Origin of the sequence: Micromonospora sp. CPCC 205554 (assembly GCF_036902745.1) — a bacterium.
Taxonomy (GTDB): Bacteria; Actinomycetota; Actinomycetes; order Mycobacteriales; family Micromonosporaceae; genus Micromonospora; species Micromonospora tulbaghiae.
Window position 1 is genome coordinate 1 of record NZ_JBAKHP010000014.1, and the last position, 19,749, is coordinate 19,749.

A 19,749-nucleotide genomic window follows, 5' to 3' on the forward strand; every position below is an offset into this window, starting at 1 on the left:
CCCTACCAACCACGCCCCACCAGCCCCGTCCCCGCTTGACGAAACCCATAGGGACACCCCCCCCGAGGTCGGCTTGGAAGCCACTCAGCGCTTCCTGTCATCGGCGCCTCCCAGGCACCGAGGGGGCGGAAGTGGTCAACTTCTGCGGTGGTGTGACCGGGATCCGACCGCAGCGCGGCTCCGTCGAGCAAGATCGATCGGGCCATCACCAACGACGGGCTACTCAACGTGCTTCAAAATATGAAGGATCATGGGTACGCATCCTCGTTGGCCTACAATCCGGATAACGGGGAAACGCGATAAGGCGCCGAGTGTCCACCCCAGCTATGATGCACCGACGGCATCCCCATGAGAGTCAGGCGCCGACGCGCTGTTCGGGGATGGACAGGCCGTAGAGCGCCATCAGTTCCGGACTGTCGATCCGGCTGCCGTCGGCCACCGAGTCGCAGGCGATGTCGACGATCTGGTCCTTGTGCGCCAGCAGGTACGGCCGCGCCCCCACGTCGGCGCTGGCGAGCGTGGCGATGCCGGACCAGTGCCGGCGGCCGAACAGCATTGGGTAGCCGCGCAGCCCGTCGTAGGTGGCGCAGACCAGCACGTCCGGATACGGCAGCGCGGTGACCCGGCGGACCGCGGCCGCGGTGAGCCCGGGCATGTCCACCGGCACCACGACCACCGCTTCGATGTCGTCGTCGGTGAGCGCGGCGAGCCCGGCCCGGATCGAGGAGCCCACGCCGGTGCCCCAGGCGCGGTTGACCACGACAGTGGCGCCGCTCAGGTCGGTGGTCTGCCGCACCTGCTCGGCCGCCGCGCCCAGGACGACCACGACCTGTGCGCAGCCCGCCTCGGCCATCGTGTCGATCATCTGGCTGACCAGGGGCTTCTCGCCCTGGTGCAGCAGCGCTTCGGGTCCGCCGATGCGGCGGCCGCCACCGGCGGCGATGATCATTGCAGCGATCCGGTTCAGCGGTGCCCCCTCGATCAGGGGACGGACCGGGCACAGCCGCCCGGTCCGTCCCGTCGTACGCACACCGGACCCAACGAGCACGGCCGGGGGCAAGTAGCGGGGCAAAACGGAAAATTGCGTGACTATGCCGCGTCCGCGTAGCAGTCGACAGTGGACAGGTCGAGCGGGAACCGGACCGGGGTGTCGCCGAACAGCAGCCGGGTGGCCCGCGCGCCGGCGGCGGTGACCGCCTCGGCGACGGCCGCCGCCTGCCCGGCCGGACAGTGCACCATCACCTCGTCGTGCTGGAAGAAGACCAGCTCCGCCTCCGTGCCGGCCAGCTCGGTGCGCAACGTGGCCAGCAGCGTGGAGGCCCACTCGGCGGCGGTGGCCTGGATGACGAAGTTGCGGGTGAAGCGCCCCCGCGAGCGGGCCGCCCGGGCCGACGGGCCGTGCGGATCGGCCCCGCCCTCCGGCATCGGCTCCTCCCCCTCGGCGAACCCCGCCGACCCGGGCGGGCAGGTACGCCCCAACCAGGACCGGACCAGCCCGCCCGCCTCACCGGTGCGCGCCGCCGCCTCGACGTAGCCGAACGCGGTCGGATAGTTCTTCCGCAGCACCGCCAGGGCCGGCACCGCCGCCCCGCCGGTCTGCCCGTACATCGCCCCGAGCAGGGCCACCTTGGCCTTCGCCCGGTCACCGGCGAACGCGTCCCGGGCCAGCGCGGCGTAGAGGTCACCGGCGCCGCCCGCCGCGGCGAGCCGCTCGTCGCCGGAGACCGCCGCCAGCACGCGCGGTTCGAGCTGGCCCGCGTCGGCCACCACGAACGTCCAGCCCGGGTCCGCCACCACCGCCTGCCGGATCACCTTCGGGATCTGCAACGCCCCGCCGCCCCGGGTCGCCCACCGGCCGGAGACCACGCCACCCGGTACGTACTCCGGGTGGAACCGGCCGCCCGAGACCCAGGCGTCGCGCCAGGCCCAGCCGTGCGCCGTCCAGATCCGGTACAGCTCCTTGTATTCGAGGACCAGCGGCGCCGCCGGATGCTCCACCCCGCGCAGCACCCAGGCGCGCGTGTTCGGCAGGTCCACGCCCGCGCGGGCGAACGCCCGCAACAGCTCCGCGGGCGAGTCGGCGTGCACCTGGCGTACGCCGAACGCGTCGGCGATCCGCGCCTGCAGCTCGGCCAGCCGGCGCGGCGGCCCGCCGACCGGGGACGCCTCGCCGAGCAGGCCGGCCAGGATCGCGTCGTGCACGTCGGCGCGCCACGGCAGCCCGGCCGCGCCCATCTCGGCCGCCACCAGCGCGCCCGCCGACTCGGCGGCCACCAGCAGCCGGAACCGGCCGGGGTGCGTGGTCGCGGCGATCCGGGCGAGCTGGTCGGCGTACACCCGGGTCAACGCCGTGATGCCCGGACCGGGCGGGCCGGACGGCGGCTCGAACAGCGCGGCCTGGGCGTGGCCCGGCGGCTCGGGCGGGCGGGGCGCCGGGTCCGGCGGGACCGGCGCGCCGGTGACCCGGGCCCAGGCGGCCGGTAGCGCGCGGGGCTCGCCCCACCGGCCCGCGTGCCCGAGCAGCAGCGCCTCGGTCAGCTCCACGTCGTGGCAGCGGTCGAGCCGCACCCCGGCGCGCAGCAGCGCCGGGTAGACGGCCGCCCAGGCGGCCCAGAGCCAGCGGGGGTGCCCGGCGACCTCCCGGGCGGCCACGGCGGCGGCCAGGTCGGCCACCTCCTCGGCCGGGCCGGCCGGGGTGCCGTCGGCGTGCAGCGGTTGCAGCACGCCGCCGCCCCGCTCGTCCGCCACCACCGCCACCAGCACGGACGCGATTCTGCCCGGTGCCACCGACAGCCCGGGGCCCCGGCTCGTCGAGCCGGGGCCGCGAGCGCTACTTGCCGACGCCGGCGGTGAGGCCGGACTGCACCTGGCGCTGGAAGACGATGTACACGATCAGCACCGGAAGCATCGCCATGGTGACGCCGGCGAACAGTCCGGACCAGTCGGACTTGTAGCCCTGGTTGACCGACAGCTCGATCAGCCCCTGGGCGATCACCTGGTTCTTCGGCTCGCCGGAGACCGACTGCATGAGCAGCGTCGGCAGGTACCACTGGTTCCACTGGCCGAGCACGTTGAAGATGCCGATGCTGATCAGGCCGGGCTTGGCCATCGGCAGCATGACGCTGAAGAACGTGCGGGTGTGCGAGGCCCCGTCGACCTGGGCCGCCTCGGCGATCGAGTCGGGCAGCGTCCGGAAGAACGAGTGCATGAAGAAGATCGTGAACGACAGCGACCAGGCCACGTAGACCAGGATCAGCATGAGGTGCTTGTTCGGACCGAGCAGCGGGAGGCTCACCCCGGTGTTGTAGACGCCCTTGAACAGCGGCACCGCGGCCAGGTAGATCGGCAGCGTCAGCCCGGACAGGAACATCCAGTAGATCAGCCGGTTGCCGCGGAACTCGTAGCGCGCCAGCGCGTACGCGGCCATCGAGCCGAGCAGCATCGTCAGCGTCACGCTGAACACCAGCACGAGCAGCGTGTTCAGGAAGAAGCTGTCGATCCCGGCGGTCCAGGCGCGGGCGAAGTTGTCCCACTGCAGCGCGTCGGGGATCAGCGACAGCGGTTCGCGGATCACCTCGGAGTCGGTCTTGAGCGCCGACATCACCACCCACAGCAGCGGGTAGACCACCATGATCGCCCAGACCGCGAGGAACAGGTGCGAGAAACCGTTGAAGATCCGGCCGCCGAAGCCGTTGCCGACGTCCTTCGTAGGCCGGTCCGCGGGCGGGCGGGCCGGCGGCGCCGTGTCGGACCGGGCCGGACCGGAGGGGTGCGTCACAGTACTCATCGTCCAGACCTCCTCAGAACTCGATCCGCTCACGGCGGGTGATCCGCAACTGGAGCGCGGCCAGCAGGATGGTGAAGATGGCCAGCGCGACGGCGATCGCGCAGGCGTAGCCGAACTGGCCCTTCTGGAACGCGTTGAACTGGATCACCGAGGCGAAGATCTCGCTGGCGTGGTTCGGTCCGCCCTGGCTCGGCGTCATGACGAAGACCAGCGCGTACATGTCCAGCGCGATGAAGCCCAGATAGACCCAGGCGACCGAGATGCTGTCCCGCAGCAGCGGCAGGGTCACCTTGAAGAACGTGTGGAACCGGCCCGCGCCGTCGAGGATGGCGGCCTCGTAGATGTCCTTCGGGATCGACTGCATCGCGGCGGAGAACAGCACCATGTAGAAGCCGGCGCCGCTCCACACCGCGATGAACAGCAGCCACCAGAGCACCGCCGGCACGCCGAGGAACGGTTCCGGGTCGGCGGTGAAGGCGATCGGGTTGTCCGCGTCGACCAGCCCGATCTTGATGAGCAGGCCGTTGATCAGGCCCTGCCCGTCGGTGCGGTAGATCTGCTGCCACATGACGGCGATGACCACGAGCGACAGCACCTGCGGGAAGAAGAAGATGACCTTGTAGATCCCGGAGCCGAACACTCCGCGGATGCCGGCCCTGTCCTCGCGTCCGCCCACGTTGAGCAGGAACGCGAGGAACAGGGCCAGCGCGATCGTGAACAGCGGCACGGTGACCAGGAAGAACACGTTGTGCCAGAACGCCTTCCGGATCAGCTCGTCGGAGAACAGCCGGACGTAGTTGTCCAGCCCGACGAAGCGCTGGGAATCGGAGTACCCGCCCCAGTCGGTCAGCGAGTATCCCGCCGCCTGGGCGAACGGCCACACCACGTAGAACAGGTACAGCGCGACGGGCAGGGCCAGGAAGCCCGTGACGAAACGCGCGACTCCGTGCCGCATTGGACTCACTTCCTCGCGGTGATCAGGCGGTGCGGGTCTGCTTCTTGATCGACGAGTCCTTGGCGACCTTGTCGGCGGCCGCCTGCATCTTGTCGACGAACTGCTGCGCGGTCAGGCGACCGGCCATCAGCTCCTCGGAGAGGTTCTGGCTCTCCTTGTCCAGGTCGGCGTAGAAGTCCGGGAACTTCACCGAGATCAGGTCCGAGCTGCCGTTCTTCATCAGCGAGTTCGCCGACGCCAGCGCGGTGTCCTGGACGTTGTCGCCGGAGCCCTTGGTGGAGGCCAGCGACTTGGTCAGCTCGGCGAACTTCGCCGAGCCGGCCTTGGAGAGGATGGCCCGCAGGAACTCCTTCGCGGCCTCCTTGTTCGGCGCCTTGCTCGGCACCACGAAGCCCTCGCCGGAGGAGGCGAAGACGTCCTTGGCGGCCTTGTCCCCGCTCTTGCTCCAGTAGTCGGAGATGGTCATCTCGAAGCCCGGCGGGATGGTCGCGGCCATCTCGTTCTTCAGCCAGGTGCCGACCTGGATGAAGGCCGCCTTGCCGTCCAGGAACGCCTGCTGCGACTGGGTGTGGTCGAGCTTGCCCGGCAGCAGCAGCTTGTCCTTGACCAGCTTCTCCCACGGCTCCAGCGCCGCGACGATGCCGTCGGCCTTCCAGGCGCCGTCCTTCAGGTTGTCGATGTCGACGACGGCCTGCTTGCCGACCGCCTTCCAGATGCTGGCGAACAGCGCCCAGCGCGGGTAGTAGCCGTGCACCGCGTCGTGCACGTACGGCGCCATGCCCTTGGCCTTGATCTTCGGCGCGAGCGCGAAGAACTCGTCCCAGGTGGTCGGCGCCGTCCAGCCCTCCTTCTTGAACAGGGCCGCGTTGTACCAGTTGCCCCAGACCGTGTACGCCACGTTGACGACGTAGAACTTGCCGTTCTGCGTACCGTCGGCGACCGTGCCGGGCAGCAGGCTGTCGGCGACGGTGCCCTCGCTGTCCCAGGCCGGCGCGGTGAGCAGGTCGTCCAGCGGCTCGATCGCGCCCTCGTTGATCAGCGTGCTGCGGTCCATCATGTCGGCGCCCGAGTTCATCACCAGGTCGCTCGGCTGCGTCGCCATCTTGGGCTGCTCTTCGGTCTTGATCTTCTGGGTCGAAGACATGTTGACCGTGACGTTCGGGTGCTTGGCGTTGAAGACGACCTTGTCTTCCTTGGCCCACTGGTCGCCCAGGCCACCGTTGAAGACGACCACCTTGACCGCGCTGCCGTCCTTGACGCCGAACGGGTTGTCCTTGCTCTTGGCCGCGCCGCCGCCGTCGTCGGACTTGCTCGGCTCGCTGCCGGCGCAGGCGCTGAGCAGACCGGCCGCCGGGACGGCCAGCAGACCGGCCGCCGCGGCACGCTGCAGCAGGGTCCGACGGCTGACGTCGCCGAACTTCTCGGGGGAAACCGACATCTTGTCTCTCCTTGTGGTGTCGGGTCAGGCGGTCCGCCGGAGGCGCCCGGCGTACCGCGACTCGAGGGCGAGGTTGTGCTCGTCCCCACCGGGGACGTTGGCGGAGAGGTAGACAGGGGGTACCTCTCCGGCCTGGTGGAACCGTCGTACGACCTCGGCGGTCAGCAGCTGCGCCAGCAGCGCCGCGGTGACCGACGAGACCGCACAGACCGCGCCGCCGCCCTCGAGCGGCAGCAGTGCGTCGCCGTACGGCGCGCCGTTGTCCAGCACGACGTCGGCGAGGTCGGCGAGCCGGTGCCCGGAGGGGTGCCGAGGAGCTACCCGGGCGGTGTGCTCGACCGAGGTGACAGCGATCAACGGATGGCCGCCGCGCTTGACGAGCGTCGCCAGCTCGACCACCGAGCCGTTGATGCCGGACTGCGAGGCGACCACGAACACGTCCCCCGGCTGCGGCGCCGCCAGCGCGTAGAGCTGGTGCGCCACGGCCGGGTCGCGTTCCAGCTTCGGGTCGGCGAGCACGTCGCGGGGCGCGTCGCCGTGCAGCACGAGGTCGTGCAGGGAGAGCCGGTTGGCGGGGACCAGGCCGCCGGCCCGGGCGACCAGCTCGGCGGCGAAGGCCTCCGAGTGGCCGGCGCCGAACGCCTGGAGGACGCCGCCCGCACGCAGCCCGGAGGCGATCAGGTCGGCCGCCCGGTCCACCGCCACGGCCTGGCTGTCCACGAGCCGGTCGAGCACCGGGCGGACCGCGTCGGCGTACCTCTGGGCACTGATCATGAGAGGGCCCCCTTCGCGGCCTTGTGCCCGTCGACGGCCTGGGCGGTACGCCGGAAGGCCGCGTGGGCGCGGTCGTGGGTGCGCTGCGCCACCGCGATGTAGAGCAGGTCGAGCACGACGAGCTGGGGGTGCCGGGCGGAGAGCGCGTCCGGCCGGAACGTGGTGGCCTGGCTGGCGGTGACCAGCACGATGTCGGCCAGCTCGGCCAGCGGCGAGCGGGGGAAGCCGGTGAGCGCGACGGTGGTGGCGCCGCGGCTGCCGGCCTCGGCGAGCAGCTCGATCGTCTCCCGGGTCTGCCCGGTGTGCGAGATGCCGAGCGCGACGTCCCCGGCGCCCAGCAGCGCGGCGCTGGCCAGTCCCTCGTGCACGTCGCTCCAGGCCCACGCGGCGACGCCGATGCGGTGCAGGCTGAACTGCATCTCCTCGCCGACGAGTGCGCTGCCGCTGGCGCCGAAGATGTTCACCCGGCTGGCTCCGGCGATGGCCACCGCCGCGCGTTCCACCTCGGCCAGGTCGAGCAGCGCGGCGGTGTCGTGCATGGCCCGCGTGTCGGCGGCCATGATCTGGTCGAGCACCCGGGACAGCGGGTCGCCGGGCTGGATCTCGCGTCCGATGTCGACGGTCCAGCCCGCCGAACGGGCCCGACCGGTCTCGGCGGCGATCCCGAGCCGCAGGTCCGCGTACCCCTCGAAGCCCATCGCCCGGCAGAACCGGGTGATCGTCGCCGGTGACGTGCCGCTGCGCTCGGCCAGCTCGACGATTGTCGCCCGGGCGGCCGCCTCCGGGTCGCTGAGCACGTGCTCGGCGACCCGGCGCAGCGCACCGGTCAGCTCCCCCGTACCGGCCCGGACCCTGGCCAGCACCCCGTCGGCGCCCAGCCGGTCGGCCGGACCGGCATCGACCACCGCGGTCGCCGCGGAAGTCTCCACCTCGTGCTCGGCCATCGGCGGAAGCCTTTCGGAAAAGAGTGTTAACTGTTAGTGGTAAAAGTTCTTACTGAAGGGCCCTCCCTGTCAAGGGCGTGGGCGAAGTTTTCAAACTGTTACCTGGCGCACCGCCGCGATCTTGCGCCCGGCGACACGGCCGACCAGCATGGGGACCATGTCGGACACCGTCGTGGTCGGCCTCGACGTCGGGGGCACCTCCACCCGCGCGACAGCGCTGAGCCTCGACGGCACACGCCTGGGCGACGGCCGGGCCGGCGGCGGCAACCCCACCAGCCACGGCGCCGAGCGGGCCGCCGCCGAACTGCTTGCCGCCCTGCGCGCGGCGCTCGCCGACATCGACCCGATTCGGGTACGCGCCGGCGTCATCGGCCTCGCGGGCGCCGGCCGCCTCCTGGCCGACCCGCACGGCCGCGACGCGTTCGACCACGCGTGGGCCGAGGCCGGGCTGCGGTGCCCGTACGCGGTGCACGGCGACGCCCTGGTCGCCTACGCCTCCGGCACCCCCGCCCCGGACGGCACCGTGCTCGTCGCCGGCACCGGCGCGATCGCCGCCCAGGTGCGCGACCTACGGCTGGACCGCACCGCCGACGGCCACGGCTGGCTGCTCGGCGACGCCGGATCCGGGTTCTGGCTCGGCCGCGAGGCGGTCCGCCGGCTGCTGACCGACCTGGACCGCGCGGACTCCCCCGGCGACCTGGCCCGGCAGGTGCTGGCCGAGCTGACCGGCACGACCCAGGTGGACGATCAGCCGCGTGCCACCGCCGGCGCCGTGGTGCAGGCGGTGACCCGGCGGCCACCGGTGGAACTGGCCCGGCTCGCGCCGCTCGTGGTGTCGTCGGCCCGCGACGGGGAACCGACGGCAGTCGCGCTGATCGCCGAGGCCGCGGCGCTGCTGGCGGAGAGCGTCTCCCGCATCCGCCCGCCGGGCGCGACCGATCCGGTGGTGCTCGGCGGCGGCCTGCTCACCGGTGACACCCCGCTGGCCGGTGCGGTACGCGCCGAACTGGCCGGACGGTGGCCGGGCGCACCGCTGCACGGTGCCGGGGACGGGGCGGCCGCCGCGGCCTGGCTCGCCGCCCGCGACCTGCCCGAGGTGACCGACCCGGGGGCACTGCACACCCGCCTGGTGCCCCCACCCGCCTGACCCGCCCCGCCGGCTACCTCGCCGCGCCGGCCCTGCCGCGCTGGACGCCCGGCCGCGCTGTGCCGCGCTGCGCCGCGGCGCTCGGCCGTTGGGTGGAACGCCATGGGTGCCAAAGCACCGGTTTGACACCCATGACGTTCCACTCGCGACTCGGGGCAGTTCTCGGCGTGAGCCGGGCACTCCGGCTGATCAGTATCGGTCTTGCGAGTTCGGCTGAGCCTGGTGCCAGCCCTGCGGAGCGGGCTGGCCCGGGTGGGCCTGCGGCGTGGGGCCGTACTGCGCGGGCTGGCCCGGGTGGGCCTGCGGCGCGGGGCCCTGAGGTGCCTGCTGATTCGGGTGCCAGCCCTGCGGGGCGGGCTGGGCCGGGTGCCCCTGCGGCGCGGCGCCGTACGGTGCGGGCTGACCCGGGGCGGGCGGGAACGCCGGCCCGCCCGGGTACTGCTGGCCGCCCGCGAACTGCGGTCCGCCCGCGAACTGCTGCGCGGCCGCCTGCTCGCGGGCCTCCTTGCGGGCCTTCACGGCGCGCACGATCAGCAGGACCGGCAGCACGAAGACGTAGAAGAAGATCCGGTAGCTGTCGCCGTCGAAGAGGAACAGCAGGTAGAAGCCGTACCCGAAGAAGGCCAGGCCGATGACCACGTTGAGGATCCGGGAGCCCTTGCCCTGTTCCTTGACGGCCACACCGACGGCGATCATCGCGATGCCGCCGAGCAGCAGCAACAGCGTGTAGAGGAGGAAGAACATGAGATTCCTGTCGATAGATGAGCGTGCCGGCTCACCCTAGGTCAGCCCGATCTTCCCCACTGCCCCGTTGCCTGTGGCAACCACCTCACTTGAGCTGCCCGGCGGTCAGTCCGGACTGGACCTGACGCTGGAACGCCACGTACACCACGAGCACCGGCAGCACCGCGATGGTCAGGCCGGCGAACAACTGGGCGTAGTCGCCGGCGTAGCCCTGGCTCACCGCGAGCGAACTCAGCCCCTGGGCGAGCATCCGGTCCTGCCCGTCTCCGGGCAGGAGCACCTGCGGCAGCAGGAACTGGTTCCAATGGCTCAGGAAGTTGAAGATCCCGACACTGATCAGTCCCGGTCTCGCCATCGGCAGCATCACCCGGAAGAACAGCCGGAAGTGACCGCAGCCGTCGATCAGCGCGGCCTCCGCCACCGACGTGGGCAGCGTCCGGAAGAACGCGGTCAGGAAGAACACGGTGAACGGCAGCGAGTACGCGGTGTAGACCAGGATCAGGCCCGGCCAGGTGCCGAGCAGGCCGACGCTGCGGACCACGAAGAACAGCGGCACCAGCGCCAGGAAGACCGGGAACATCATGCCGCCGACGAACAGGTAGTAGACCACCTGCCGACCGCGGAACTCGTAGCGCGCGAAGACGTACGCGGCGGTGGCGCCGAGCAGCATGGTCAGGCTCAGCGAGCCGGTCACCACGACCAGGCTGTTGAAGAAGAACCGGCCGATGTGGGCGCTGGTCCAGGCGCGCGACCAGTTGTCGAACCGCAGCGCCTCGGGCAGCCCCCACGGCTCGGCGATGATCTCGCCGTTGCTCTTGAGCGAGCTGAGCACCATCCAGGCCAGCGGCAGGACGGTCATGGCCGCCCAGAGCAGCAGGAAGCCGTGCGAGAAGACGTTCGCCACGCCCAGCTCGCGGCGCGGTGGCCGGTCGGCAGGGGTGGCCGCGCGGGTCGCCTCGGCGGCCGGGGCGCCGGTGTCCACGGTGGTCACGAGTACTCGATCCGATCACGCCGGGCGGTGCGCAGCGCCAGCACCGCCACCGAGAGGGTCAGGAAGAACATCGCCACGCCGATCGCCGAGGCGTACCCGAACTTGTTCTCGCTGCCGAACGAGGTGTCGTACATCCGCAGCCCGATCACGTCGGAGGAGAAGTTCGGCCCGCCGTTCGTCATGAGCTGGACCAGGATGAAGCCGTCCAGCGCCGCGATGGCGAGGTAGATCCACGCGACCTGGATGGTGTCCCAGAGCAGCGGAATGGTGATCTTCCGCAGCATCGTGGTGCGGGACGCGCCGTCGAGCAGCACCGCCTCGTAGATGTCACGCGGGATGGCCTGCATGGCGGCGCCGAAGAGCACCACGTAGAAGCCGACGTTGCTCCACACCATCACCGCCAGCACGCACCAGAACGCGAAGCGCGGGTCGCCGAGCCAGGCCGGGGTGGCCAGCCCGACGGCGCGCAGGGCGCCGTTGAGCAGGCCACTGGTCGGGCTGTAGATCTCCTTCCAGAGCAGCGCGATGATCACCACCGAGAGCACCTGCGGGAAGAAGTAGACGAGCCGGTAGACCGAGGTGCCCCGCACCCCGGTCACCCCGGCCCGGCCCTTGCGTCCGCCCATGGTGAGCATGCTGGCGAAGAACAGGCCCAGCCCGATCGTCACCACCGGCACCACGGCGAGCAGGATCGCGTTGTTCTTCAACGCGTTCCACACGTACCCGTCGCGCAGCAGCGTGCGGAAGTTCGCCATGCCGACCGGGTCGGCCTGCGCGGAGTAGCCCATCCAGTCGGTGGTGGAGATCTGAAATGCCTGGAGGTACGGCGAGAGCACGAAGATGCCGTACAGCGCCAGTGGGGGCAGCAGGAACGTGAGGATCAGGGGGAGGCGGCCCTGTCGCATCACGCCGACCGCTTGTACTTCTTGACCGAGCTGTCTCCGGCGATCGAGTCGGCACCCTTCTGGCACTGGTCGAGGAACTCGGCCGGGGAGATCCGGCCGCTGAAGAACTCGCCGCAGGCCGCGTCGACCAGGTTGCGCTCCAGCTTGCGGTAGTAGTTGTTGTAGACCCAGTTGAAGCCGTTGGACCCGGACGCGTCGAGGGCCTTGACCACGGTGCTGAGCCCGTACGGCAGGTCGATGCCCTCGGTGGCGCCGGCGACCACGGGCAGGCTGGCGACCTTCCGGGTGAAGTCCTGGGCGCCCTTGCGCGACAGCATGGTCCGGAAGTACTCCAGGCCACCGGCGACGTTGCGCGCCTTCGCCGGCACCATGAACGGCTCGCCGGCGGTGCCACGGATCGCCTCGTACGGCAGCTTGTCGCCGCTGCCCAGGCTCGGCGTCGGCGCGACGGTCATGTTGAAGCCGGGCGGCGTGACGTCCTTCTGCTCGCTCTCCAGCCAGGAACCGCAGGAGATGAACGCGGCCTTGCCCTGGCACCACGCGGTCTGCGACTGCTTGTGGTCCAGGCCCGGGGAGCCGTCGAGGATGAACTTGTCCTTGACGATCTGGTGCCAGGCGTCGGCCGCGGTCTTCATGGCGTCCGACTTCCAGGCGTTGGGCTCCAGGTTGTCGATCGCCAGCGCCACGGACGGGCCGCCGAGCTTGATCGCGGTGGAGATCAGCGGCCAGCTCATGTAGCGGGGGTGCACGCCGGCGTACGTCCAGGGGGCGATGCCCGCGGCCTTGATCCGGCGGCAGAGCGCGATGTGGTCGTCCCAGGTCTTGGCGTCCTCCCAGCCGCGGTCGGCGAACAGCTTGGTGGAGTGCCAGATGCCGTACACCGTGTAGGTGTAGTTGAGCACCAGGAACCGGCCGTCGTAGGAGCCGACCTCGACGGTGCCGGGCAGCAGCGTGTCCTTGACCGTCTTGCCGGGCGTGTCGAGGCTCGGCGCGGCGAGCAGCTCGCCCAGGTCGGCGAGCGCGTTCTGGGAGACCAGGCCGTTGAAGTCGATCTGGCCGGCGCCGGAGTTGTTCACCACGTCCGGCGGGCTGCCGTCGACGAAGCGGGGCTGGAGCGTCTTGCTGATCTCCGCGGTGGCCGAGTGCTTGATCTCCGCCTTCGGGTAGCGCTCCTTGTACATGGCCTCGTGGGCCTTGGCGTAGTCCTCCCCGAAGCCGCCGTTGAAGATCACCACCTCCAGCGGGGCGTCCTCGGCCACGCCGAGCGGGTTCTGCTCGCTCTTGGTGCCCTTGTACGCGCCCTTGTCGCCCTCGTCGCCGCCACCTGAGGTGGCGCAGCCGGCGAGCAGCCCGGCGGCGGGGGTGGCCAGCAGACCGGCGGCGGCGCTGCGCCGTAGGATCTCACGCCTGTTCATCGCATCTCCTCGGTCCGGGTACGCGTGGTGAGCACCCTGTCGCTTGTCTTCACAAGACGCATTTCCAATGAAGAATTTCTACGACAGTGCGACGGGGACCACAAGACCTCTCGACCGATCCGTTATCCGTACCGGTCGGAGCCGGCTGGCCTAGCCTGACCTCATGCGCCGCCTGCGGCAGCTCGCGCAACGCACGCCGCCGGGGCGGGAGCGCTACGTCGACCTGCTCCGGGCGCTGGCCATCACCATGGTCGTGCTCGGCCACTGGGGCGTCACCGCGATCGGGTACGACGACGGCCGCCCCGCCGGCCACTCCGCGCTGGCGGACCTGCGCTGGGCCTGGCCGCTGACCTGGGTGGCCCAGGTGATGCCGGTGTTCTTCCTGGTCGGCGGCTACGCCAACGCCGCCTCGCTGGCCGCCCGCCGGGGCCGGGGCGGGTCGGCGGCCGGGTGGCTGGTGGACCGCAGCGCCCGGCTGGTCCGGCCCACCACGGTGTTGCTGCTGGTCCTGGCCGCGGGCGCGGGGATCGCCACGCTGCGCGACGCCGACCCGGCGCAGGTGCGCACGGTGGTCTGGTTCGCCACCATCCCGCTGTGGTTCCTGGTCGCCTACGTCGCGGTGGTGGCGCTGACCCCGCCGATGTACGCGCTGCACCGCCGGTTCGGGCTCGCCGTGCCGGTGGCGCTCGTCGTCCTGGTGGCGCTCGGCGACCTCGGCCGGCTCCTCGGCCCGGCCGCACTCGCCGACGGCAACTACCTGTTCGGCTGGCTGGCCGTACACCAGCTCGGTTTCGCCTGGTACGACGCCGCGCGGGCGGACGCCCGCCGCACCGGCGACGCGACCGGCGCCGGAGCGACCGCCGGCACCGCGGCCGGGGCCGACACGGCCGGCGCCGCAACCCGGAGTCTGTTCCGCCGCAACCTGCCGCTGTCCGGGCGGGCCGGCGCGGTCCTGCTCGGCGGTGGGCTGGTCGCGCTGGTGCTGCTCACGGCGGTCGGGCCGTACCCGGTGGCGATGCTCCACGTGCCCGGCGAGCGGCTGGACAACGCGGCGCCGCCGAGCTTGGCGCTGATGGCCGCGGCCGCCGCCCAGCTCGGCCTGATCCTGCTGCTGCGGCGCCCGGCCGGGCGCCGGCTGCGCCGGTCCGGCCCGTGGCAGGCGGTGCTCGCGGTGAACGCGGTGGTGCTCACCCTCTTCCTCTGGCACCTGACCGCCGCGGTGCTGCTCGTCGGCCTGCTGGACGCGCTCGGTGTGCTGCCCACTCCCCCGGTCGCCTCGGCGGCCTGGTGGGCGTGGCGCGTACCGTGGCTGCTCGCGCTGGCCGCGGTGCTGGCCGTGCTGGTCGCCGTCTTCGGGCCGGTCGAGGCCCGCACCCGCCGCCCGGCCGCGACCGGGCCGGCCGGGGCGGGTGGCCGACGGCTGCGCGCCGGTCTGGCCGTGGCCGGGTACGCGGGCGTGCTGGCCGGTTTGCTGCTGAACAGCCTCGCGCCCAAGACCGCGCCGGAGCCGCTGGGCCTGCCCGCCCCGGCGCTGGTGGCGTACCTGGCCGGGGCGGGTCTGTTGCGGCTGCTCAGGTCCGGGCGGGCCGGACCGCACCGGCCGGGTTGACGCTCACGCCCCGATCGAGCTGCGGATGGCCTCGGTCATGATCGCCAGGCCCTCCCGGGCCTCGTCCTCGGTGAGCGTCAGCGGCGGGCCCATCCGGATCACGTTGCCGTACAGGCCGCCCTTGCCCACCAGCAGGCCACCGGCCCGGCACGCCTCGAACACGCGGGTGGTCAGCGCCGCGTCCGGCTCGACGGTTCCCGGGTGGACGAACTCGACGGCGAGCATCAGGCCCTTGCCGCGCACCTCGGCGACCTGGCTTAGTCCGGCGGTGGCCGCGCGCAGGCCGTCGCCCAGGATCGCGCCGACCCGGGCGGCGTTGCCCTGGAGGTCGTGGTCGAGCAGGTAGTCGAGCACCGCGTTGCCGGCGGCGGTGGAGACCGGGTTGCCGCCGAACGTGGAGAAGCTGATCGCCGGCACCGACTCCAGCACCTCGGCCCGGCCGACCACCCCGGCGAGCGCGAAGCCGTTGCCGATGCCCTTGGCGAAGGTGAGCAGGTCCGGCGTCACGCCGTGTGCCTGGTAGCCCCAGAAGTGCTCGCCGGTACGGCCCCACCCCGTCTGCACCTCGTCGCTGATCAGCAGGATGCCGTGCTCGTCGAGCACCTTCTTCCAGGCGGCGAAGAGCCCGTCCGGGCCGTGCACGAAGCCGCCCACGCCCTGGACCGGCTCGGCGATCAGGCAGGCCACGTCGCCCGCGGTCTGTGTGGCGAGCACCTCGCGCAGGTCCTCGACCGCCGCGTCGACCCGGTCGGCGTCGTCGAGCCGGGCCAGCAGCCCGCGCAGCCGCTCACCGGAGTGCAGCCAGGCCACCTGCAGCGGGTTCAGCGCGCTGGCCGACCAGCCGCGGTTGCCGGTGACGCCCATCGTCGCGTACGACCGGCCGTGGTAACTGTTGCGGACCGCGAGGATCTGGTGCGAGCGCCGGTGATTCGTGGCGACCAGCAGCGCGGCCTCGTTCGCCTCGGTGCCGGAGTTGGTGAAGAAGACGCGGGCGTCCGGGATGCCGGAGAGCCGGGCGATCTTCTCGGCCAGCTCGACCTGCCGGCGGATCAGATAGAGCGTCGAGGTGTGCACGAGGCCGGTGCGCAGCTGCCGCTCGACCGCCTCGCGGATCTCCGGGATGTCGTGACCGACCATCGTGGTCAGCACCCCGCCGAAGAAGTCCAGATACGTCCGGCCGGCCGCGTCGGTGACCCGGCGGCCGGAACCGGTCACCAGTTCCAGCGGTTCGGCGTAGTAGAGCGGCATCCAGGACGGGAGCACGGCCCGGTGCCGGGCCAGCAGGTCGTCGGAGGTCATCGGCGCACCCTTCAGCGGAGGTGGATCCCCGCACGTTCCCACCACGACCGGGGCCGGGACAACCGGCACTGTGCGAGTCGGCCCGGCGGTAGCATCCGCCGGGTGCGGACGGATCAGGTGACGCTGCCGGGCGGCGCGGCGGGGACGACGCGGGAGCGGCTCCTCGCCGGGGTCCGGTCCTGGGTGGAGTCGGCGCCGGTGCGGCGTCTCGTGGCGCACTTCGGCGGCGACTGGCCCGACGGCGACCTGGCGGCGGTGCTGGCCGGGCTGGACGCGTTCTCCGCCCGCCGCTGGGACTTCCGGCAGGGACGGGAACGCCCGGACGCCCGGGAGCCGGCGTTCGACCCGGCCACCGCCGGGCTGGTGCTGAGCGCCGCCGCCGCGCTGGGCCTGGTCCGCGCCGTCGCGCCGGCCCGATCCAGGTACGCGCACCTGCTGGTGCTCGGCGGGCTGGCGCATGCCTGCCTGCGGCGCACCGCGTACGCGGCGGTGCTGGCCCGGACAACGGCCGAGGTGACCGGCGAGGTGGCCGTGCTGGGCAGCTTCCGGCCGCTCTCCGCGGCCGAGTCCCGGGTGCTCGACGCGGCCGGACTGTCCGGCTGCGCCACCGAGGTGGACGTCCTCGACGCCGGTGTGCGGCTGGCGTTCGGGGTGGACGAGCCGGACGACGAGCGTGGCGAGCCGGCCGGTCATCCGCACCGGGCCTGGTCCTCGCGCACCTACCGGCCGGCCGGGCTGCCCCCGGTACGGGTGCTCGCCGCGCCGTCGAGCGAACCGGACCGCCGTCGCGCGCACACCGCCGACACGCAGCGGTTCTGGGCCGAGCACGTGCGGCTGCGCGCGGGCGACCCGGTGCTGATGGTGACCGCCCCGATCTACGTGCCGTTCCAGCACTGCGACGCGTTGCGGACGCTCGCCGTGCCGTACGGGTGCGGCATCGAGACGGTCGGGGTGGACCCGGCCGCGCGCGCCGCGGTCACCGTACCGGAGCCGACCCTGACGCCGGGCCGCTACCTGCAGGAGATCCGGTCGGCACTGCGGTCGATGCGCGCGCTGCACGCGACTTTGACGGCCGGCTGAACCGGCGCGCGGGCCGGTGCCCGGCGAATCGCCGCGCACCGGCCCGAGAGCCGGACGTCAGTTGACGTAGACCGCCGGGCTGCCGGTCTTGCTGGTGTCCCTCACCGGCGAGTACGTCGCGGTGAAGTACGCGGTGCCGAAGCAGAGCGACGGGCCGGAGAACTTGGTGAGCGGCTGGTTGGTGAAGCTGATCGAGTTGGTGGCGTTGGACGCCGTACCGGTCAGCGAGTTCGTGCTCGTGCGGTAGACGCAGGTGATCGCGCCGAGCAGCGAGTTGAGCACGACGGTGCTCTGGATCGGCGCCGCCGTCGTCCCGGAGATCTTGACCACGCCGGCACTGGTCACCGAGGTGGTGTAGGGCAGGTTGTTGACCGTCACGCTCTGCACGCCGGTGGTGCCGAAGACGTTCGTCGTGCAGCTGGAGAACGACTGAGCGGTCAGGCTCTCGGTCGCGGTGCCGGGAGCGGTCGGGTTGGTCAGCACCTTGGCGCTGAAGCTGGACGCGGCGCACTTGATGCCGGTGGTGCCACTGGTCGAGGAGTAGAACGTGGCGTTGGTGCCGCTGCGCAGGCTGGCCTGGATGACGTCGCCCACCGACACGGCGGTGCCGGCGACGGTCGGGTAGGTCAGCACGGCGCTGGCGAGCGAGGTGGTGGGTGCGGCGGTGGCGGGGGCGGCGCCGACCAGACCGGTCAGCAGCGCCAGGGCGGCGAGGCCCGCGCCGATACGTCCGTACCTGGGCATGGTTGTTCCTTCCGGCGGTGGGACAGGAAACGGTGCCGGCGGCGTCCGGGGTGGACGGAGCCGGTGGAGACGGCGGCCGGGAAGGGCTGCCGCCGGTGGTGGTGCGCCGATTCGGCCTCAGCGGGCCGGGCGGCGTGGCGCAGTGCGGCGTCGCCGCGTCACCTCGGTCTCTCCGGCCTTGGGGGGACGGGTCCGCGCGGCGATAATGGCAGCCATCCGGCCCTCCTTCGACGCGTTCGGGTGACCGATGAAGAGAGATCACCAGCGGTGACGGGGCGTGAACTGAGCGTGTCGAAAGTTATAAACCCCGGAGGGTCGTAAAGTCAACGCATCAAGAAGGGTCGATGAGTGACAGTCCCGAGCCCGCCGTCGCCGGCACCCGTACCCCTGCCGGGCGCCCGCCACGGCCGCGACCCGGACCGCGCCATCAAGCGCGGGCCGCGCCGCGTGCCGGCCGAGGAGGTGGCGGCGACCCAGCGCGACCGCCTCTTCGACGGGCTGGTCCGGGAGGTCGCCACCCGGGGGTACGACAACGCCCGGGTCAGCGACATCTGCCACGCCGCCGGGGTCACCCGGCCCGCGTTCTACGCGCTGTTCAGCGGCAAGCAGGACGCGTTCCTGGCCGCGTACCGGCACGGCATCGCCGTGGTGTCGCACCTGATGGAGGACGCCTACCGCGATGCCGGACCGGCTTGGCCGGAGGCCGCCCGGGCGGCGCTGCGCACGCTGCTCGACGTGCTGGCGAGCGTGCCCGCCTTCGCCCGGATGGCGCTGGTCGAGGTGGACGCGGCCGGCCCGGACGCCCGCCGGGAGCGCGACGCGCTGCTGCGCAGCTTCCGCCGGTTCTTCGCCGGAGCCGGGCCGGATCCGGCCGGCGTGGACCGGGACGCACTGCTGTCCACCGTGGTCGGCGGCATCCACGCCACCATCCGTGAGCGGGTGGCGCAGGGGCGGGCCGAGGAGCTGCCACTGCTGCTGCCGGTGCTCACGTACGCGGCCACCGCGCCGTTCCTCGGGCCACGGGAGGCGGGCCGCGTCGCCCGGGCGGCCCGGGCGGACGACGGCCAGGCCACCACCGCGCCCTGCGCGCCCGGCCAGCCCTGAGCGATGGAAAACCGCAGCGGTTTTTCACTTTGGCCGCTTTTGGCAAATGCCGCCCAACCAACTGCTACAGGCAGTTGACCGCCCCTTTACTCAGCGGTAACTTCGGCCTGCGCCCCTCGGCGCGCACATCCTGCGAAGCCAATTCACATCGTCGCAGGTGAATTGATCTCGAAAGGGGCCGGCATGCCGGAGCAGATCGAGCAGATCGAAACCGATCAACCGAGAAGCGGCGTGCGCTGGCGCCAGTTCGCCGTCACGTTCGGCGCCGTGGCGGCCGGCGCGGCCGGCATGGTGGTGCTGACCGCGCAGGGTGTGCTCGGCGCGCAGTTCGCCATCTCGGGCATGCCGTTCACGGTCACCGCCGACAAGCTGGAGGGCACCGGGTTCGAGCAGTTCGCCACGCTCGACCAGATGATCCCGGACAGCCCCAACCAGGGCGACACCGGCGGGCAGGTGCTCGTGATCGTCTCGGCCATCGACAAGGCCGAGCTGACCAATCTCTGCCAGAGCATCAACCTGGGCGGGACCAACCTGCGGATCACCGCCGGCAATTCGGGCAAGCCGGTGACCGCCCGCACGCTCGTGGTCGACGGCGACGAGATCGCCGGTAACGCCTCCTTCAAGAACATCGACGTCGGGCAGGACGCCAGCACCGTCGACAAGGTCCCCGGGGTCAAGGGCAACCCGGGCGTGTTCGCCCAGCAGGCCGACACCGTGACCATCACCAACCTGCGGCAGAACAACTACGCCACCACCGCCGCCGTCTTCACGCTGCCCAACCTGCGCATGGGCTTCAGCTCCGAAGGGTGCTGA

General features: G+C 71.9%; 18 protein-coding genes. 5 read left to right on the forward strand and 13 right to left on the reverse strand.

Going from position 1 to position 19,749, the window contains the following annotated elements:
- Nucleotides 1-355 precede the first annotated feature (355 nt).
- From V6U82_RS18970 to V6U82_RS19000, 7 genes are all read right to left on the reverse strand, one after another.
- Nucleotides 356-949 carry a nucleotidyltransferase family protein gene (locus V6U82_RS18970; protein ID WP_120569019.1) on the reverse strand — a complete coding sequence of 198 codons (594 nt, stop codon included), beginning with the start codon at nt 947-949 and terminating at the stop codon, nt 356-358.
- Between the two features lie 140 nt (nt 950-1,089).
- Complete coding sequence (locus V6U82_RS18975; protein ID WP_334463071.1) at nt 1,090-2,793, reverse strand: bifunctional 3'-5' exonuclease/DNA polymerase; 1,704 nt, start codon at nt 2,791-2,793, stop codon at nt 1,090-1,092.
- A 37-nt stretch (nt 2,794-2,830) separates the two neighbouring features.
- Nucleotides 2,831-3,787 carry a carbohydrate ABC transporter permease gene (locus V6U82_RS18980; RefSeq protein WP_128138358.1) on the reverse strand — a complete coding sequence of 319 codons (957 nt, stop codon included), beginning with the start codon at nt 3,785-3,787 and terminating at the stop codon, nt 2,831-2,833.
- A gap of 13 nt (nt 3,788-3,800) precedes the next feature.
- Nucleotides 3,801-4,742: a carbohydrate ABC transporter permease gene (locus V6U82_RS18985; RefSeq protein WP_043329767.1), complete on the reverse strand. Its 942-nt coding sequence runs from the start codon at nt 4,740-4,742 to the stop codon at nt 3,801-3,803.
- Between the two features lie 22 nt (nt 4,743-4,764).
- On the reverse strand, nt 4,765-6,180 hold the full coding sequence (gene ngcE, locus V6U82_RS18990) for an N-acetylglucosamine/diacetylchitobiose ABC transporter substrate-binding protein (RefSeq protein ID WP_334463004.1): 1,416 nt from the start codon (nt 6,178-6,180) through the stop codon (nt 4,765-4,767).
- 24 nt (nt 6,181-6,204) lie between these two features.
- The gene (locus V6U82_RS18995) at nt 6,205-6,954 is read right to left on the reverse strand and encodes an SIS domain-containing protein (RefSeq protein WP_120569015.1); all 750 of its coding nucleotides are present in this window, start codon (nt 6,952-6,954) and stop codon (nt 6,205-6,207) included.
- On the reverse strand, nt 6,951-7,898 hold the full coding sequence (locus tag V6U82_RS19000) for a MurR/RpiR family transcriptional regulator (protein ID WP_120569014.1): 948 nt from the start codon (nt 7,896-7,898) through the stop codon (nt 6,951-6,953). The genes V6U82_RS18995 and V6U82_RS19000 overlap by 4 nt, the downstream gene beginning before the upstream one ends.
- 157 nt (nt 7,899-8,055) lie before the next feature.
- Here V6U82_RS19000 and V6U82_RS19005 point away from each other — a divergent pair, with 157 nt between their 5' ends.
- Nucleotides 8,056-9,045 (forward strand): N-acetylglucosamine kinase, encoded by a 990-nt coding sequence (locus tag V6U82_RS19005; RefSeq protein ID WP_334463009.1) that lies wholly within the window; start codon nt 8,056-8,058, stop codon nt 9,043-9,045.
- A 189-nt stretch (nt 9,046-9,234) separates the two neighbouring features.
- Here the strand turns inward: V6U82_RS19005 and V6U82_RS19010 are convergent, their stop codons facing one another.
- From V6U82_RS19010 to ngcE (V6U82_RS19025), 4 genes are all read right to left on the reverse strand, one after another.
- On the reverse strand, nt 9,235-9,789 hold the full coding sequence (locus V6U82_RS19010) for a hypothetical protein (RefSeq protein WP_334463011.1): 555 nt from the start codon (nt 9,787-9,789) through the stop codon (nt 9,235-9,237).
- A gap of 85 nt (nt 9,790-9,874) precedes the next feature.
- Nucleotides 9,875-10,780: a carbohydrate ABC transporter permease gene (locus V6U82_RS19015; RefSeq protein WP_128138589.1), complete on the reverse strand. Its 906-nt coding sequence runs from the start codon at nt 10,778-10,780 to the stop codon at nt 9,875-9,877.
- Nucleotides 10,777-11,685, reverse strand: coding sequence for a carbohydrate ABC transporter permease (locus V6U82_RS19020; RefSeq protein WP_128138588.1), 909 nt, complete (start codon nt 11,683-11,685; stop codon nt 10,777-10,779). Before V6U82_RS19020 ends, V6U82_RS19015 begins: the two co-directional genes overlap by 4 nt.
- The gene (gene ngcE, locus V6U82_RS19025) at nt 11,685-13,100 is read right to left on the reverse strand and encodes an N-acetylglucosamine/diacetylchitobiose ABC transporter substrate-binding protein (RefSeq protein WP_334463013.1); all 1,416 of its coding nucleotides are present in this window, start codon (nt 13,098-13,100) and stop codon (nt 11,685-11,687) included. Before ngcE (V6U82_RS19025) ends, V6U82_RS19020 begins: the two co-directional genes overlap by 1 nt.
- Before the next feature lie 163 nt (nt 13,101-13,263).
- On the opposite strand from ngcE (V6U82_RS19025), the gene V6U82_RS19030 reads away from it, so the two are divergent.
- Nucleotides 13,264-14,709 (forward strand): acyltransferase family protein, encoded by a 1,446-nt coding sequence (locus V6U82_RS19030; RefSeq protein WP_334463016.1) that lies wholly within the window; start codon nt 13,264-13,266, stop codon nt 14,707-14,709.
- Nucleotides 14,710-14,712: 3 nt separating this feature from the next.
- Here V6U82_RS19030 and V6U82_RS19035 read toward each other — a convergent pair whose 3' ends face one another.
- Nucleotides 14,713-16,008 (reverse strand): aspartate aminotransferase family protein, encoded by a 1,296-nt coding sequence (locus V6U82_RS19035; RefSeq protein WP_334463018.1) that lies wholly within the window; start codon nt 16,006-16,008, stop codon nt 14,713-14,715.
- A gap of 117 nt (nt 16,009-16,125) precedes the next feature.
- On the opposite strand from V6U82_RS19035, the gene V6U82_RS19040 reads away from it, so the two are divergent.
- Nucleotides 16,126-17,088, forward strand: coding sequence for a hypothetical protein (locus tag V6U82_RS19040; protein WP_334463074.1), 963 nt, complete (start codon nt 16,126-16,128; stop codon nt 17,086-17,088).
- Between the two features lie 57 nt (nt 17,089-17,145).
- Here V6U82_RS19040 and V6U82_RS19045 read toward each other — a convergent pair whose 3' ends face one another.
- Nucleotides 17,146-17,832, reverse strand: a complete 687-nt coding sequence (locus V6U82_RS19045; protein WP_334463020.1) for a Tat pathway signal sequence domain protein — start codon at nt 17,830-17,832, stop codon at nt 17,146-17,148.
- Between the two features lie 348 nt (nt 17,833-18,180).
- Here V6U82_RS19045 and V6U82_RS19050 point away from each other — a divergent pair, with 348 nt between their 5' ends.
- Together V6U82_RS19050 and V6U82_RS19055 are read left to right on the forward strand one after the other, a co-directional pair.
- Nucleotides 18,181-18,936 (forward strand): TetR/AcrR family transcriptional regulator, encoded by a 756-nt coding sequence (locus V6U82_RS19050; RefSeq protein ID WP_334463022.1) that lies wholly within the window; start codon nt 18,181-18,183, stop codon nt 18,934-18,936.
- 183 nt (nt 18,937-19,119) lie between these two features.
- On the forward strand, nt 19,120-19,749 hold the full coding sequence (locus tag V6U82_RS19055) for a DUF6230 family protein (RefSeq protein ID WP_334463024.1): 630 nt from the start codon (nt 19,120-19,122) through the stop codon (nt 19,747-19,749).